Genomic DNA, 15,366 nt, shown 5'->3' on the forward strand with positions numbered 1-15,366 from the left:
GCCATGCCCGAATATCTCGCACCCGGCGTGTACGTCGAAGAGACGTCCTTCCGTGCCAAATCCATCGAAGGCGTCAGCACCACGACCACCGGTTTCGTCGGCCCCTGCCGCTACGGCCCGATCACACAGCGGCCGGACATCCTGACCGGGCTGGTCGAGTTTGAATACTTCTACGGCGACGGCCGCGCGCTGGCCTTCGACGACAGCGGCACGCCGGTCGGCGGTACCAACTACCTGTGGCACGCCGCGCGCAGCTTCTTCGAGGAAGGCGGCAAGCGCCTCTACATCAGCCGCATCTTCCGCCGCCTCGACGACACCGATCCGGATAACCCGAAGCCCTACGGCCCGCCGCCTGCCACGCTGAGCGACGACGCCGAGGCCGCGCTCGCCGCCGAGGTGGGCGAGACCCAGGGCGATGGCCATGCGCGTGCGCTGCTGGTGTCTGAAGACGCCATCCACGCGCTGGAGATCGTGCGCCAGGTGCGCGAAGCCGCCAGTGCCGCCACCAGCGGTGATGGCGCCGCGGCCAACGCGGCGTCTGCCGCTGCCGCCGCTGCATTGGTCCATATCCTTGCGGCAGCGCCGCTGCACGACACCGCGAAGGCCGCAAGCGACGATGCGGCCACCGCCGCTGCCGCTGCCAACGCCGCCCCCCTGGTGCCGGACGATGTGACCGCCGCGGTAACGGCTGCACGCGCCGCCGCCAACCTGCTGGAAGACCGTGTGCTTGGCGGCGGCCTTGAGCTGCGCGCCCGCTTCCCGGGCCGCGCCGGCAACTTCCGCATCCGCGTGTTCTTCCACTATGGGCAGAACGTGCTCGGGCTGCGCGACGGCGCACCGGGCGTATCCACGCTGCTGCACAACGACCTGGCGCTGATCGACACCGCCGACGGCGAGAACGGGCAACTGCACCGCGCCCGCTGGGATTCGGAAACCCGCACCTGGTCCTTCGAGCCTGCCGACGGCGGCACGCATGTCGAACTTGCCGACCTTGATCCGGACAACACCGACCCGGCCGCCCGTAATCGCATCCGCGTGCTGACGCTGTCGGTCGCGGTGGAGCCGATGGACGGCTCACGTGGCGCCGAAGTCTGGGAAGGCCTTGCGGCCGATCCGGCGCACACCCGCAGCGGCGCGCCGGATTCGCTCACCGCGCGCTTCCGCGTGCTGCCGGCGGCCGATCCGCAGGCGCGCGAAATTCCGATCGAAGTATTGGCTGGCGAGAACCTTGACGACGCGCTCGCGGTCATCGCTGCGCTGGAAGGCGCGCATGCCGCCGCCAACCCGCTCGGCGCAGGCGTGACCGCCGACCCGACCAACACGCTGGCGAACGCGCTGCGCGCGCCGGATGCCGACGGCGCGCTCGGCAGCATGGAGATTCGCCTGGCTGGCGGCAACGATGGCGCGCCGCTCACCGCCACCGAATACACCGGCCGTGCCGAGCTGACGGATCCGTACAAGACCGGCCTCGCATCGTTCGAAGACATCGAGGACATCTCGATCGTCGCGGCACCGGGCAGCACCTTCGGCTACGAGCTGTCGGACGCATCGCGCAGCAATGCGCAGGCGATCCTCAACACCGTCATCGCACACGCCGCCCGCATGCGTTACCGCATCGCCGTGCTCGACAGCGGCAACGACCAGTCCATCGCCGCCGTGCGGACCATGCGCGCCCGCTTCGATTCGACGTACGCCGCGCTGTACTACCCCTGGGTCAAGGTGCGCGACCCGATCACGCGGCAAGACCTGATGCTGCCGCCCTCAGGATTCGTCGCTGGCATCTACGCGCGCAACGACATCGAACGCGCGGTGTGGAAGGCGCCGGCCAACGAAGTGGTGCGTGGCGCGATCGGTTTCGAGCTGATGCTCAACCGCGCGCAGCAAGAGGTGTTGAACCCCGAGGGGATCAATTGCTTCCGCTACTTCGAAGGTCGCGGTATGCGGCTGTGGGGGGCACGCACGATCAGCTCCGACCCCGAGTGGAAGTACGTGAATATCCGCCGCTACTTCTGCTACCTCGAACGCTCGATCGACAAGGGCACGCAGTGGGCGGTGTTCGAACCGAATGGCGAGCGTCTGTGGGCGAACGTGCGCCGCACGATCGAAGATTTCCTGCTCAACGAATGGCAGTCGGGCGCGCTGCTCGGCGACCGGCCGGAGAAAGCCTACTTCGTGCGCTGCGACCGTTCGACCATGACGCAGAACGATCTCGACAACGGGCGCCTGATCTGCCTGATCGGCGTCGCACCGCTCAAACCCGCCGAATTCGTCATCTTCCGCATCGGGCAGTGGACTGCCGATGCACGTCGCTAACTGGAGAACCCGACCATGGCCGTGCTACGCGATCGCCCCTATGTGCAGTTCAACTTCCTCGTCGACCTCGGTGATGGCAACACCGAGGGGCCCGACGCGGGCTTCCAGGAAGTCTCCGGCATCGGTATGGAAGTCACCGTCGCCGAATACCGCAACGGCAACGAGCGTGAAAACTCGGTGCGCAAGATCACCGGGCTCAACAAGAGCACCGACGTCACCCTGAAGCGCGGCGTCATCGGCTCGCTGCGCCTCTACAACTGGCTCAACGAAATCCGCAACGGCAACCAGAACGCGATGCGCACGGTGACGATCCAGCTACAGAACGAAGATCACACCGAAGTCGTGCAGACCTGGAAGCTCCTGCGTGCCCGCATCATCAAGCACACCTCGGGGCCGATGAACGCCAAGGGGACGGATGTGGCGATGGAGGAACTGGTGCTCGCGTACGAGCGGCTGGAGATGGAGTGAGGGGAGGCGCCGTGCCTTTCGCACGCGATTCTTCTATCGCGCACGCCGAGTTTCGTGGCGTAGGTTGGGCTAAGCGCAGCGAAGCCCAACACTATCGCTTGCGATCGGTCGTGTCTCGCTTTGAGTGTGTGTCCGCTGAAGCCGGGTCCCGCCCCGGCGGGCGGGGTACTTTCTTTGTGCGAACAAAGAAAGTACCCAAAGAAAGTCGCCCCGCTTTAACGCCCCTTGCTGCGCAAGGGGTGCCCTGCGCTGCTCGAAACATCGGGTGTCTGCGCAACTCGCCCTCGCTGTCGCTCGGTGCTCGGACAGTGCTCGCCACCGCCGTACTGCGTGCGTCGGAACCCGATGCTTCTGCGCTGCTCGGCGTTTCAGAGGGGGAGGGAAAAGCGTCGACGTTTCCCCGTTGTCCGATTCTCGTAGCCTGGGTGCAGGCCAAAGGCCGGAATCCGGGATGTACGTTTGAAGATTTGGATGCGCCTGCCCCGGATTTCGCTTCGCTCCATCCAGGTTACGAACATCACCCAGGCGTTGCGCCGCTGATGGTTCTGACTTTCGGGTCCCGTCGAGAGCGCCGAGTAGCGGAGCGCGACCGGGAAGAAGGCCGAGGACTGTCTGAGCTCCGAGCGCAGCGAGGGCGAGTTCCGCAGGCCCCCGGTCGTGCGAGCAACGCAGGGAAGTCAGGTGCGCAGCACCTGACCGCGAACGCCGGGTCGCCTTTTCTTGGTTACTTCTTTTGGCGAAGCAAAAGAAGTAACACGCCCGCCGGGGGCGGGACCCCGGCCGAAGCACGGTTGCTAGGCGTCATCCGTCGTTCTGCGCGTTGGGCTTCAATGCCTTCAGCTCAAGCCACGCCAACGCCAACGCGTGACCACGACCGCCAGTGCCAGAACATGCGTCGGAGGCCATGACGATGAGCCTCCGTCTTCCAGGTCTCGCCTTCGAATCCGCCCCCGTCGCCCTCGACGAGCGCCTCCCCCGCATGGACATCGCGCTGTTCGTCGGCTTCGCGCGTCGCGGCCCGATCGATCGGCCGGTGCTGTGCGAGGACTTCGCAGCGTTCACTTCGGTGTTCGGCCCGGAGCACGATCTGTTCATCGATGCTGGCAGCGGTGCGCCGGTCACCGCGCAACTCGCGCCGGCGGTGCAGAGCTTCTTTGCCAACGGTGGGCGGCGCTGCTGGGTGGTGCGGGTCGCGCTGCGGCCGGTGACGGCCAAGTTGCCGCTGGCGGGCTTGTGGGTCGAGACCAAGCTCGGCTGGCGCGCGGTTCAGGCACGCGCGGCGAGCGGCGGGCGTTGGGGCTTCGGCTTGCGCGCTGGTGTGCGGTTGGAACGCGCGGCGCTGGGCGTGCTGAGCGCGGGCAACCCATGGGATGGGCAGGCGCCGCACCGGATTGCGCTGGACCCGGCGAGCACGGCGCTGCCGGAAGCGGGCGACCTGCTGCGCTTCGTCAGCGATGCGCCTGATGCGGTTGTGGCAACGGATTTCTCGCGCGTTGTCACGTTCCTGCGCGTTGCCAGTGTGCTCAAACGCAACGACGGCCAGCACGGCACGCGTGTCGATGCGCGCATTGCCGAATCCTGGTGGTTCGGCGTACCGAAGGCCATGCCGGCGAGTTTCGACGGCAGCCTTGCGCTGCCGCGCGCAAGGTCGGTGACGGTGAGCTTTGTGGCGGACGATCAGGTGGCGGCGCCGTCGCCGATCGGACCGGAATGGTGCGGCGTGCTGCGTATCGAATTGCCGGCCACGCTTCGCAGCGCGGATTGGCCGCAGGCCGGTCATCCGCTGCGGCTCCGGGCTGGCGCACGGGTGTTCCTCGCCACGCTGGGTGACTGTGTGCTCGCCGCGCGCGACGCCAGCACCGTCACGCTCAAGGCGCAGGTGGCCTTGCTGGAACAGCTGCCCGCGCCCTGCGCGCTGAATGACGAGCCGCTCGGCGAACGTCTGCGCATCACGCTGATGAGCGACGACGAACTCGAAGGCGCGCGCACGCTGACCGACGTTGGCCTGTGCCCCGGCCATGCGCGCGCCTGGCAGGCGCTGCCGCGTGACGACGCGCGCTGGAGTGCCGACCCGGCTCACGAGGTCGTGATTCCTGCCAAGCACGCGGCACTCTGGGCCGAGGCGCGAACGAATGCGTTTCCGATTGCCGGCCGTGGCTTAGGCGATTGCCTGCCGATCGGTCTTCCCTGGGCTGCACCGAGCTGGCTCGACGCGGTGCAGGATGCGCGCAGCAGCATGGCGCGCGACGGGCTGCGCCGCTTGTCGGCGGCACTGTTCCTCGACCCGCGCCTCGCGGACGCGACGATGCACACCCTGGTTGCCCGCGCCGAGGCCTTGCGCTTCCCCTTCGACCCTGCACGCATGCCGGCGCGCTCGGTGCGCGGTGTGCATAGCCTGCTCGCGCTGGAAGAGGCCACCTTGCTCGCGGCGCCCGACCTCGCCCTGCCGCCGTGGCGCCCGGCCCACGCGGCTTCATGGCCCGCACCGGCGTCGTCCGACCCGGTTGCGGGCCCGACCGGCCCCTGCGGTGCGGCGCTCCCCTTTGCCGCCTGCGTGCCGGTGCGCGTGGCGCCGCCGCTGCTGACGATAGCGGTCGACGGCGAATCGCGCCTCACCGCGCAGTGGACCGCCGACCCGGTGGCGGATCAATTCATCCTTGAAGGCGCACGGCATCCGGATTGGCAGGATGCGGTGGTGCTGTACCAGGGCGGCGACACGCGCTGGGCTTTCGACGGCGAACCGACACCCTGGCGCTACCTGCGGGTGCGCGTCGCGGCGCCGGGCTGCTACAGCGACTGGTCGATCGGTGCGATCGTGCCGCAGGCGGAAACGACCGGCTGGGCAGCGCAGCCGGATGCGCCGGAAGGGCTCCGCACCGCGCTGCGCGTGCAGCGGGCGATGTTGCGCATCGCCGCGGCGCGGGCCGACAGCCTTGCCGTGCTTGGTGCGCCGGCATGGATGGACGACGCCGATGCGCAGCGCCACATCGCCGCCTTGTCGCGCCACGGCCCGGGCGGCGGCGAATCCATGCTGGGTGACGACGAGGTCGCGGCACTGTCCTACGCGGCGATCTACCACCCCTGGCTGCGCCGCCGCCGTGCCGATGGCGTGGTCGCCTTCGCGCCGGAAGGGGCGGCCTGCGGGCTGATTGCGCGGCGTGCCTTGTCGCGCGGTGCGTGGATCGCCGCGGCGAACGAAGTGGTGGCCGACGCGATTGGTCTGGAACGCCCGCCAGCCGACCCGCTGCGCCTGTTCGGTGCTGGCGCCAACCTGTGGCGTTACGACGGTCTGCGGGTGCGCTTGATGGGTGCGCGCACGCTGAGTCTCGATCCCGACTGGGTGCCGCTGAATGTGCGCCGCCTGATGAGCCTGCTGCGCCGCCTGCTGATCCGCGAGGGCAACGTATGGGTCTTCGAGCCGAACGGCGCTGCGCTGGAGCGTTCGGTCGAGCGCGGCCTCACCGCATGGCTCACGCAACTGCATGCCCGTGGTGCCTTTGCCGGGCGCAAACCGGCCGAGGCGTGGCAGCTCACGCTCAATCCGGGGCAACAGCGCGACCGCGACGACGGCCGCTTCATCGTGGAGTTGCGCTTTGCACCGGCGACGCCGCTGGAGTTCCTGACCGTGCGCCTCGTCCGAAACGGTGATGCCCTGCGGGTTGAAGGAGCCTGAGATGGACAACCCGCGGCCCGAAACCGTCGTGTATCCCTTCACCGCCTTCAACTTCGCGGTCGAGATCAATCGCGCCGGCAGCGCCGAGCGCATGGCCGCAGCGTCCTTCGCCGAGTGCGACGGACTGGAGATCACGATGGAGGCGAAGACGATCCGCGAAGGCGGTGCGAACGGGCAGCTGGTGCGGCTCGCCTCGCCGGTGAGCTACGGCACGCTCACGCTCAAGCGCGGAATGACCGCCAACTTCGATTTGTGGGAATGGGTTGAGCAGACCGTCGAAGACCCGCGTGTGCGCGCCGACTGCGAGGTGGTGATCTTTGCTGCCGACGGAAGCACCGAGCGCGTGCGCTTCCTTGCTGCGCGTTGCCTGCCCGTGAAGCTGAAGGCGCCCGCGCTGAATGCCAAGGACGGCATGGTCGCGGTGGAGGAACTGCAGCTCGCCTACGAAACCCTGTCGCTCAAACCGCCGGGAGGCCGCTGATGCCGGTCGCGATTCCGCTTGAAAAGGCACGCCTGGTCGAACTCGAACCGGACTTCGAAACCGTGAAGTCCGGCGGCCGCAGCGTGTTTGTGCAGTTCAATCCGGAAAGCCTCAAGGTCAGCTTCGCCAACCAGGTGCAGCAGCCACAGGGTGGGGGGGATTCCGGTGCGCCGCCATCGATCCAGTTCGTCGGCGCGGGCACCACCAAGCTCACCGTGCAGCTGTGGTTCGACGCCACCGCGCCGATCGAGGCGCGTGCGCTGCCGCAAGCCGAACGCGGCGCCGGCAAGGTGGACGATGTGCGCAAGCTGACCCAGGAAGTCGCCTGGTTCATCACGCCGCAGCCGGCACCGAAGGACAAGAAGAAGTTCGTGCCGCCGGCGGTGGCCTTCTTCTGGGGCACCTTCCAGTTCAACGGCATGATCGATTCGATGGACGAGTCGCTGGAGTTCTTCGCGCCGGAGGGCAAGCCCCTGCGCGCGCAAGTCTCGCTGGCGATGTCGCAGCCGCGCATTTCGGCCTTCAAGTTCGCGCAGCCGGTCGGGCGCCCCGACGCAGCACCGCGCACACCGCTCACCGGTGGCGGCTCGGGCGCCACCGCGCCGGGCGCAGCTGGTGCCGGCAGTACCGGCCCAGGCGCGCAGGCGCTGACCGCCGCACCCACCGGCGCCAGCCTGCAGCAGATGGCCGCCGCGAGCGGGCAGGGCGGCGACTGGCGGGCGATCGCGCAGGCCAATGGCATCGAGAACCCGCGCCTGCTGGCGCCGGGTCAGTTGATCAACCTGAACATCGGGCGGGGCTGAGCGATGCCGATCGTGATCAACGACTTCGAAGTGGTGACGGCGCCTGCGCCGTCCGGTGCGGCCAGCGCCGCGCCCGACACGCCTGCGGCAGACAGCGCGCCGGCGGCCGACCCGCACACCCTCGCCGCGGTGCTGGCCTGGTTGGCTGCACGCAGCGACCGGCTCAAGGACGACTGAGCATGCCGCCGCCGGAAGCCCTTCGCTCCGCACGCCCGACCGTCGTGATCGATGGCGAGACCTATCCGCAGGTCGCCAGCGGGTTGCGCGAACTCGCGGTGAGCGATAGCGACGCCGGCCTCGCGCATTGCAGCCTGACGCTGGAGAACTGGGGCCCGCGCAACGGCACGCCGGACTACCTGTACTTCGACCGCCGCGTGTTCGATTTCGGCAAGCAGCTCGAAATCCGTGTCGGCGACGCCACGCTGTTCCGTGGCCGCATCAGCGCAATCGAGGCCGCGTTCGAAGAGGGCACGCCGCCGGGCATCACGGTGCTCGCTGAAGACCGCCTGCAAAGCCTGCGCATGGCGCGCCGCACGCGGGTGTTCGAGCAGATGAGCGATGCCGATGTGATCCGCCAGATCGCGAACGATCACGGCCTGCAGCCGGAGGTGAATCTCTCCGGCGATACGCATCGTGTGCTTGCGCAGGTGAACGAAACTGACCTGCGCTTCCTGCGCGAACGCGCGCGGCGTGGTGGTTTCGAAATCTGGGTGGACGACCGCACCCTGCATGCGGCCGAACGCAGCAGCCGGCGCGGTTCGCCGCTCACGCTGACGATCGGTGCGAGCCTGCGCGGCTTCCGTGTCGTTGCGGACCTGGCGCATCAGGTAGATACGGCGCGTGTGGGGGGTTGGGATGTGTCGGCGAAGGACGCGCTCACCGGCGAGGCGGCGGCCTCGTCGCTGTCGTCCGAAGGCGGTGGCACTCGCGGTGCGGATCTGATCTCGCAGGCGCTCGGGGCGCGCACCGAAGTTGTCTCGCATGTGTTCCCCGCCACACAGTCCGAGGCCGACGCGATTGCCCGCGCTTGGCTCGCCGCACGTGCGCGGCGCTTCGTCGTCGCCCATGGTGTGGCCGAAACCACCGCCGATCTGAAGGTCGGCGCGCGGATCGAGATCGCCGAAGTCGGCCCGCTCTTTTCGGGTGCATACGATCTTGTTGGCGTGACGCATCGTTTCGACAATCGGATCGGCTTGCGCAGCGACATCGCGCTGGAGCGCGCATGGATCGGGGGCGCGTCATGATGCCGAGCGACGAGCTCCGCACCCGCGCCGCGAGCGGCCTTGGCGGCCCGTGGTACGGCGTCTATCCGGCCCAGGTCACCGACATCAAGGACCCGGACGGCCAGGGCCGCGTTCGCGTGAAGCTGCCCTGGGTGCCGGATTCCGGCAGCGCGCACTACGAGAGCTGGGCGCGCCTGACCACGCTGATGGCCGGCAACAACCGCGGCAGCTGGTTCATCCCGGATGTGGGTGACGAGGTGCTGGTGGCCTTTGTCGGCGGCGATGTGCGCCACCCCTGCGTGGTCGGCGCACTGTGGAACGGCAGCGATGCACCGCCGGATTCGATGGACGGTGCCGGCAACAACTACCGCAAGGTGATCCGCTCGCGCAATGGCGTGAAGCTCACGCTCGACGATCAGGACGGGCAGGAGAAGTTCATCGTCGAAACCCCGGGCGGCCAGAAGATCACGCTGCAGGACGGCCCCGGCAAGGTCGAGGTGGTCGACTCCAACGGCAACTCGATCAAGCTCGAAACCTCGGGCATCACGATCGACGCTGCAGCCAAGGTAACCGTCAATGCGGGTGCAATGGTCGAGGTGAATGCGGGCATGGTCACAGTGAACGCCGGCATGTCGCGCTTCTCCGGCGTGGTGCAGTGCGACACGCTGATTTCGAACTCGGTGATCAGCGCCTCCTATACCCCCGGCGCCGGGAATATTTGGTAGCCATGGACCGCGCGCGCTTCCCTGATCACGACAGCGTCTGGCAGGCGCCTGCGCCGCTGTGGGGCGGGGCGCGTGAGCGCACGCTGCGGCCAGCCTTGCTGCGTTTTGCCGACGACGATTTCATGGAGCGCATCGCGGCGATCCTCGCGCAGCCCGATTCGGCAGCGCGTACCGCGGCGCTGGCAGCCTTGCAGGCACGTGGCGAAACCTGGCGCGACGGCATGCCTGCGGCACCGAAGCCTGCACCCGCGGCGTCGCCCCTGGCACGACGCATTGCCGCACGCATTGGCAAGCCGCTACGTCTCAACGTGCAGGCTGAGGCGCCCGAGGTGGCGGCACCGGTCGAACGGCCGCTGAAACTGTTCCAGCCCGCGCATCAACGTTACTACCTGGTCGGTGCGAGCCTCGTGTGCGGTGTGCCGGGTCTGCCGGATCGCGCGCTCGACAGCGCGAAGAAGGAGGCGGTGCGTTTCGTCGTGCGGCGGCTGCTTCCGACCGCCGCGAATACCACGGGTGCTTTCGCAAAGCCGACGCACACCGCCTACGACCCGCAACAGTGGCAGGAGTACGCCTGGGTCGGTGCGCGCTGGGTGGCGGCGGCAAGCGACGCGGCGGCGGATGGCGAAGAGATGCTGCCGCTGTTCCCGCTCGCATGGCGCGAGGCGGGGCCCGCCGGCGAGCGGCCGCGCAGGATGTGGGCAGGCCTCGTGCCGGTCGGCAAGCGCGAGGCCTACCTCGGCGGCGCAATCGACGACGCCGCAGCCCCGCCGGCGTCCGACAGCGGCGCGGTGGAGGACGATGACGCGCGCCTCACGCTGCTGCGCAAGACCGTCACCGGCCCCTGGCGCCAGCTGATCGAACAGGGCTGGGCGCACTACAACCGCCACGAGCGCACTAGTCCGGTGGCAGTGGATCAGAAATTCCTCGACGACGAAGAGGGGCGTTCGACGCTCGCACGTCGTCGTCTGCGTGAGGCGATGCAGATCGGCGGCTGGTATGTGCTGACCGACTTCGCGAGCTGGCTGGCGGCCGAACTCCCGAACGTGTGGCAGGCAGTGCGCGCACGTGCGGCCGGCACCGCGCTGCCGGCGATGAGTGCCGCGGAGCGCGGCTTCTTCGATGCGCTGGATGCGGCGCAGGTCGGGGGCGGGCTCGCCAACTCGCTCGCCGAGGCGGTGGGCAACGCGTATCAGGCCAACCCGGAGGGGCTCGCCTACGACGCCGGCAAGTCGGTCTCAGAGAACGCCCAGCGCTTGTTCGCAATGCCGTCCTCGCTGTGTGCTGCGCTGGTCGCGGCCGATGCGGCACGCAGCGCGCTGGAAGCGGCATCGGGCGTGTTCGCCTGGACCGGGCTCGCGGCGCGGCGCGGCTGGCCGGGCTTCCTGTATCCGCTCGCCGACGGCGTCGTGCCCACCGATGCGCCATTGCCAATGGCGCTGGCGGAACAGGATGCGGCCTTCCAGATCTCGCCGCTCGAGCGTCGCCATTTCCGCGCGCTCAACCGGCTCGTTGAACTCGCCGCCGCTGCGTTGCCGGCGGCACCCGAGCGCGCCAAGCTGCTTAACGTCACCGCGCCGCCGCGGCTCGACGCGGAGAACTGGTTCGTGATCCGCTGCGTGTATCTGAAGCCGGAATGCTTCAAGCACGGTGCGCTGCTCTCGGCACCCACCGAAGCCTTCCAGCTCGCCAGCTTTTTCGACCCCGATGCGCCCGCGCGGCCGATCCGCATTGGCCTGCCGGTCGACACCAGCGCCGCGGGCTTGCGCAAGTTCGACAAGAACACGGCCTTCGTCATGAGCGATCTGCTCTGCGGCCAGGTCGCCCGCGCCAAGGGGCTCGGCCTGATCGATCTCGTGCGCTCGGTGCTGCCGTGGCCGCTGCACAAGGACCTCGATGTCGGCGACATGGGGCCGTGCTCGAAGAACGACCCCAACCAACTCGGCATGATCTGCTCGCTGTCGATTCCGATCATCACGCTGTGCGCATTGATCCTGCTGCTCGTCATGGTCGCGCTGCTGGACATGATCTTTGCGTGGCTGCCGTTCTTTGCGATCTGTTTCCCGATCTTGAAGAAGAAGGGGGGCGGGTCATGATTTTTGGTTTTGTTGCTGGGCGCAAAGGCGCCACGGGTAATGGTCGCGTAGCTAGGGCTGAGCTTCGTGAAGCCCAAGGTTTCGGCTTGCGACTTGCGTTGCCAGTTTGCGTCGGCCTTCCCGCTGAAGCCGGGTCCCGCCCCGGCGGGCGGGTTCCTTTCTTGTGCCGACAAGAAAGGAACCAAAGAAGCGGCCCCCGCTTCAACGCCGCGCGCTTTGCGCACGGTCCCCTGCGCTGCTCGCGTCGCCGGGGGCCTGCGGAACTAGCCCTCGCTGCGCTCGGAGCTCGAACAGTCCTCGGCCCCGCCGTGCTGCGCACGTCGGAACCCGGCAACGCTGCGCTGCTCGGCGTCTCAGAGGGGGAAAGAAATGCGTCGACGATCAACCGTCGCAGCTTCTTCGTAGCCCGGATGCAGGCCGCCGGCCGGAATCCGGGAGGTGCGGTCGAACATCAGGTCGCGACCGCCCCGGATTCCGCTCTGCTCCATCCAGGCTACGAACAATGCGCAAGCTTCACGCGGCGGATGGTTTTGACTTTGGGTCCCGTCGAGAGCGCCGAGCAGCGCAGCGGGGTCGGGGGATCGGCGCGTAGCGCCGACGGCGAGGACTGTTTGAGCGGCGGGCGCAGCCCGGCGCGAGTTCCGCAGCCGCCCGACTTCGCGAGCACGCGAGGGAAGTCAGGTGCCCAGCACCTGACCGCGAACGCCGGGTCGCCTTTTCTTGGTTACTTCTTTTGGCGAAGCAAAAGAAGTAACACGCCCGCCGGGGGCGGGACCCCGGCCAAAGCACGCCAGCAAACCGCTAGCGCCAATCTCAAGCCGCACACGACAAACCGCTCAGTTTCGGCGCTTCAACGCGCGGCCCAACCAACAGCCGAGCGTTGGCTGCCACCGCAACACAGCAAAAGCACCAGACCATGAACGCTGACCACCTCCTCGGCCGCAGCCTGGCCTGGCCGCTCACGATCACCCCTGACGGGCGACTCGCCCGCTCATCGGGCGAGGACAACATCCGCGAGAACGTGCGCCTGATCCTCGCCACCAACCGCGGCGAGCGCGTCGGCGTGCCGGAGTTCGGCGCCGGGCTCGAGCAGTTTCTGTTCGAGCCGAACACGATCACCACCCACCAGCTGATCCGCGGCCGCGTCGAGCAATCGCTGGCGCGCTGGGAGCCGCGTATCCGCGTATCGCAGGTCGATGTCGATGTGCTGCCGGACGATCCGTTTGCGGCGCGCGTCACGATCACCTACAGCCTTGTTGCGACCGGCCGGCAGGAACGGGTCGGTCTGACGCTCACGCTCGGAGGCAGCTGATGCCGATCGAACTGCCCAAGCTCGACGACCGCGCATTCCGCGATATCGCCGATGAGGCGATCGCACGGATACCGTCGCACACACCGGAGTGGACCAACTTCAACGAGGCCGATCCGGGGGTCACGCTGCTGGAGCTCTTCGCCTTCATGGCGGAGAACATGCTCTACCGCGCGAATCAGATACCGGAGCGAAATCGCCTCAAGTTCCTGCAACTGCTCGGGGTGCCGCTGTTGCCGGCGCAGCCGGCACGTGGCGTGGTGGCGTTCGACAACGCTCGCGGCCCACTTGCGACACTCACGCTCAATCGCGGCGAACCGCTGCGCGCTGGCAGCCTGCCCTTCCGCACTACACAGGGGCTGGATGTGCTGCCGGTCGAATCCGCGCTGGTGTTCAAGCGCACACTCGCCTCGCCTGACGCGGTGACGCTCGCCGCGTATCAGGATCTCTACGCCAGCTTCTCGACCGGCGGCGCCGCGCCGGAGCTGAGCCTGTACGAGACCGTGGATCTGGCGAGTGCGCCCGGCACCGAGATCGGCGAAACCGAAGGCCAGTGCTTCTGGCTTGCACTCCTGCGCCGCAGCGCCGACCGCAATGCCACGCGCGAAGACGTCCGCGCCGCGATCGCCAGCAAGGTGCTGACGATATGCATGGTGCTGGCGCCCGAACCCGCGACCACACGACGACTCGCCGCGGGCGAGGGCGTCACGCACAAGCCGCCGCAGCTGGTGGTGGAGATCGCCGCGGCCGATCACCTTGGCCCGCCACCGGATCGCCTCGCCAGCTGGCGCAGCCTGCCGCTGCGCATGAGCGGCGATGGCGAGGTCGAACCGCTGCGTCTCGATGTGGAACTGCCGGCCGCCGAAGGGCTGCTGACTTTTGATGATGTCGACCCGCTTGAAGCGGGCTCGGGCGAGTTGCCGCCGCTGTTCGAAGATCCGCAGACCGATGCGCGTGTGGTGCTGTGGCTGCGTATCCGGCCGGAAGGGGATCTGGGCGGTGCGCGCCTTGCCCCGCTGTGGGCCGGCATCAACGCCTGCGCCGTCGAACAGCGCGACCTGGTGCGCAACGAGGTGATCGGGCTCGGCAGCGGCGCGCCGGATCAGCAGTTCCGCTTCGCTCGGGGGCCTATCGTCACCGGCAGCGTGCAGGTCTCGGTCGCCGGCACACCGTGGGCCGCGACCGACGAGCTGTACGCCGCGCCACCCGAGATCGCGCTGCGCGACGCGCGCTTGCCGCAGAGCCTGCAACCCGCTGGCGGCGGCGAGCTGAGCCGCGTGTTCGCGGTGGATGCGGAGGCTGGCCTGCTGAAGTTTGGCGACGGTCTGCGCGGTGCGCGGCCGCCCTTCGATGCAACGATCCTCGTCGACTACGACATCACCCAGGGCGCCGAAGGCAACGTCGCCGCGGGTGCGGTGAAGCTGGGGCCACGCCTGCCCGCAGGGCTCAGCGTTGCGAATCCGATTGCCACCTGGGGCGGGCGCAATGCGGAGTCGGCGGATGAGGGCGAGCGCAGCATCCAGGCCTGGCTGCGGCATCGCGACCGCGCGGTCACCGCAGAAGATTTCCGTGACCTTGCGCTGCGTACCCCCAGTGTGCGGCTCGCACGCGTGGAAGTGCTGAGCGCCTTCAAGGCGGATGTCGGCACGCAGGCGGGCGCCGTCACCGTGATGGTGGTGCCGGCCAGCGACCCGAAACACCCGGACGCGCCGCGGCCCGATCCGGTGGTGCTGCGCGCGGTGTGCGAATGGCTTGATCCGCGCCGCCTCGTCACCACCGATGTCTACGTCACCGGCCCGCGCTATCGCGGCCTGTGGATCGCGGTCGGGCTCGAACCCGATCCCGGTGTCGCGTTGGCCGAGCTGCGGCCGCGGGTGCGGGCCGCGCTGCTGGCCTTCCTGTCGCCGCTGCCGCTTGCCGACGCCAGCACGCGGCCAGGCGGCATCGACGACATCACGCCCGGCGGCTGGCCGCTGCGTGCGCCAGTGATCGCTGCACAGCTACTTGCAGTGGTCGCGCGGGTGCCCGGTGTGCGGCTGGTGAACGACCTGCTGCTGGGTGAGGAATCGTCTTCCGGCCCGCAACCGACCGAGCGCATCGCATTCGCCGATCTCGACCAACCAGAACTGCTGGGCCTGCTGGTCGAAGCACGCGACTTCGCACCCGGCGAGAACCCGCTGGTTGGCTTGCGCGATGCGACCTTGGGCCGTGCAGGCAGCGCCAGCGGCGATCGCCGCCTGCCGGTGCCTTTCATTCCGGATCAGTGCTAAGGACCATG

At 68.5% G+C, this 15,366-nt stretch carries 11 protein-coding genes; all 11 read left to right on the forward strand.

The features are described from left to right. The first annotated feature begins 3 nt into the window (after positions 1 to 3). The 11 genes from JY500_RS22080 to JY500_RS01935 all read left to right on the forward strand — a co-directional run bounded on the left by JY500_RS22080 (position 4) and on the right by JY500_RS01935 (position 15,358). Positions 4 to 2,313 (forward strand): phage tail sheath family protein, encoded by a 2,310-nt coding sequence (locus tag JY500_RS22080; RefSeq protein ID WP_246479745.1) that lies wholly within the window; start codon positions 4 to 6, stop codon positions 2,311 to 2,313. Between the two features lie 15 nt (positions 2,314 to 2,328). Beyond that, positions 2,329 to 2,781, forward strand: a complete 453-nt coding sequence (locus JY500_RS01890; protein WP_172201417.1) for a phage tail protein — start codon at positions 2,329 to 2,331, stop codon at positions 2,779 to 2,781. 910 nt (positions 2,782 to 3,691) lie between these two features. Continuing rightward, positions 3,692 to 6,454, forward strand: a complete 2,763-nt coding sequence (locus tag JY500_RS01895; RefSeq protein WP_206254879.1) for a phage tail sheath C-terminal domain-containing protein — start codon at positions 3,692 to 3,694, stop codon at positions 6,452 to 6,454. 1 nt (position 6,455) lies between these two features. Further along, positions 6,456 to 6,935: a phage tail protein gene (locus JY500_RS01900; RefSeq protein ID WP_172201414.1), complete on the forward strand. Its 480-nt coding sequence runs from the start codon at positions 6,456 to 6,458 to the stop codon at positions 6,933 to 6,935. Next, complete coding sequence (locus JY500_RS01905) at positions 6,935 to 7,738, forward strand: CIS tube protein (protein WP_172201412.1); 804 nt, start codon at positions 6,935 to 6,937, stop codon at positions 7,736 to 7,738. The genes JY500_RS01900 and JY500_RS01905 overlap by 1 nt, the downstream gene beginning before the upstream one ends. Positions 7,739 to 7,741: 3 nt before the next feature. Continuing rightward, positions 7,742 to 7,915 (forward strand): hypothetical protein, encoded by a 174-nt coding sequence (locus JY500_RS01910; protein WP_172201410.1) that lies wholly within the window; start codon positions 7,742 to 7,744, stop codon positions 7,913 to 7,915. 2 nt (positions 7,916 to 7,917) lie between these two features. After that, on the forward strand, positions 7,918 to 8,982 hold the full coding sequence (locus tag JY500_RS01915; RefSeq protein ID WP_206254880.1) for a phage late control D family protein: 1,065 nt from the start codon (positions 7,918 to 7,920) through the stop codon (positions 8,980 to 8,982). After that, positions 8,961 to 9,686 carry a phage baseplate assembly protein V gene (locus tag JY500_RS01920; protein WP_206254881.1) on the forward strand — a complete coding sequence of 242 codons (726 nt, stop codon included), beginning with the start codon at positions 8,961 to 8,963 and terminating at the stop codon, positions 9,684 to 9,686. Before JY500_RS01915 ends, JY500_RS01920 begins: the two co-directional genes overlap by 22 nt. A 2-nt stretch (positions 9,687 to 9,688) precedes the next feature. After that, the gene (locus JY500_RS01925; RefSeq protein WP_206254882.1) at positions 9,689 to 11,779 is read left to right on the forward strand and encodes a hypothetical protein; all 2,091 of its coding nucleotides are present in this window, start codon (positions 9,689 to 9,691) and stop codon (positions 11,777 to 11,779) included. Between the two features lie 916 nt (positions 11,780 to 12,695). Continuing rightward, entirely contained in the window at positions 12,696 to 13,091 is a 396-nt protein-coding gene (locus JY500_RS01930) for a GPW/gp25 family protein (protein ID WP_172201404.1), read from the forward strand. Further along, on the forward strand, positions 13,091 to 15,358 hold the full coding sequence (locus JY500_RS01935) for a baseplate J/gp47 family protein (RefSeq protein ID WP_206254883.1): 2,268 nt from the start codon (positions 13,091 to 13,093) through the stop codon (positions 15,356 to 15,358). Before JY500_RS01930 ends, JY500_RS01935 begins: the two co-directional genes overlap by 1 nt. Positions 15,359 to 15,366 lie beyond the last annotated feature (8 nt).

It is taken from the genome of Niveibacterium microcysteis, assembly GCF_017161445.1.
Classification (GTDB): domain Bacteria; phylum Pseudomonadota; class Gammaproteobacteria; order Burkholderiales; family Rhodocyclaceae; genus Niveibacterium; species Niveibacterium microcysteis.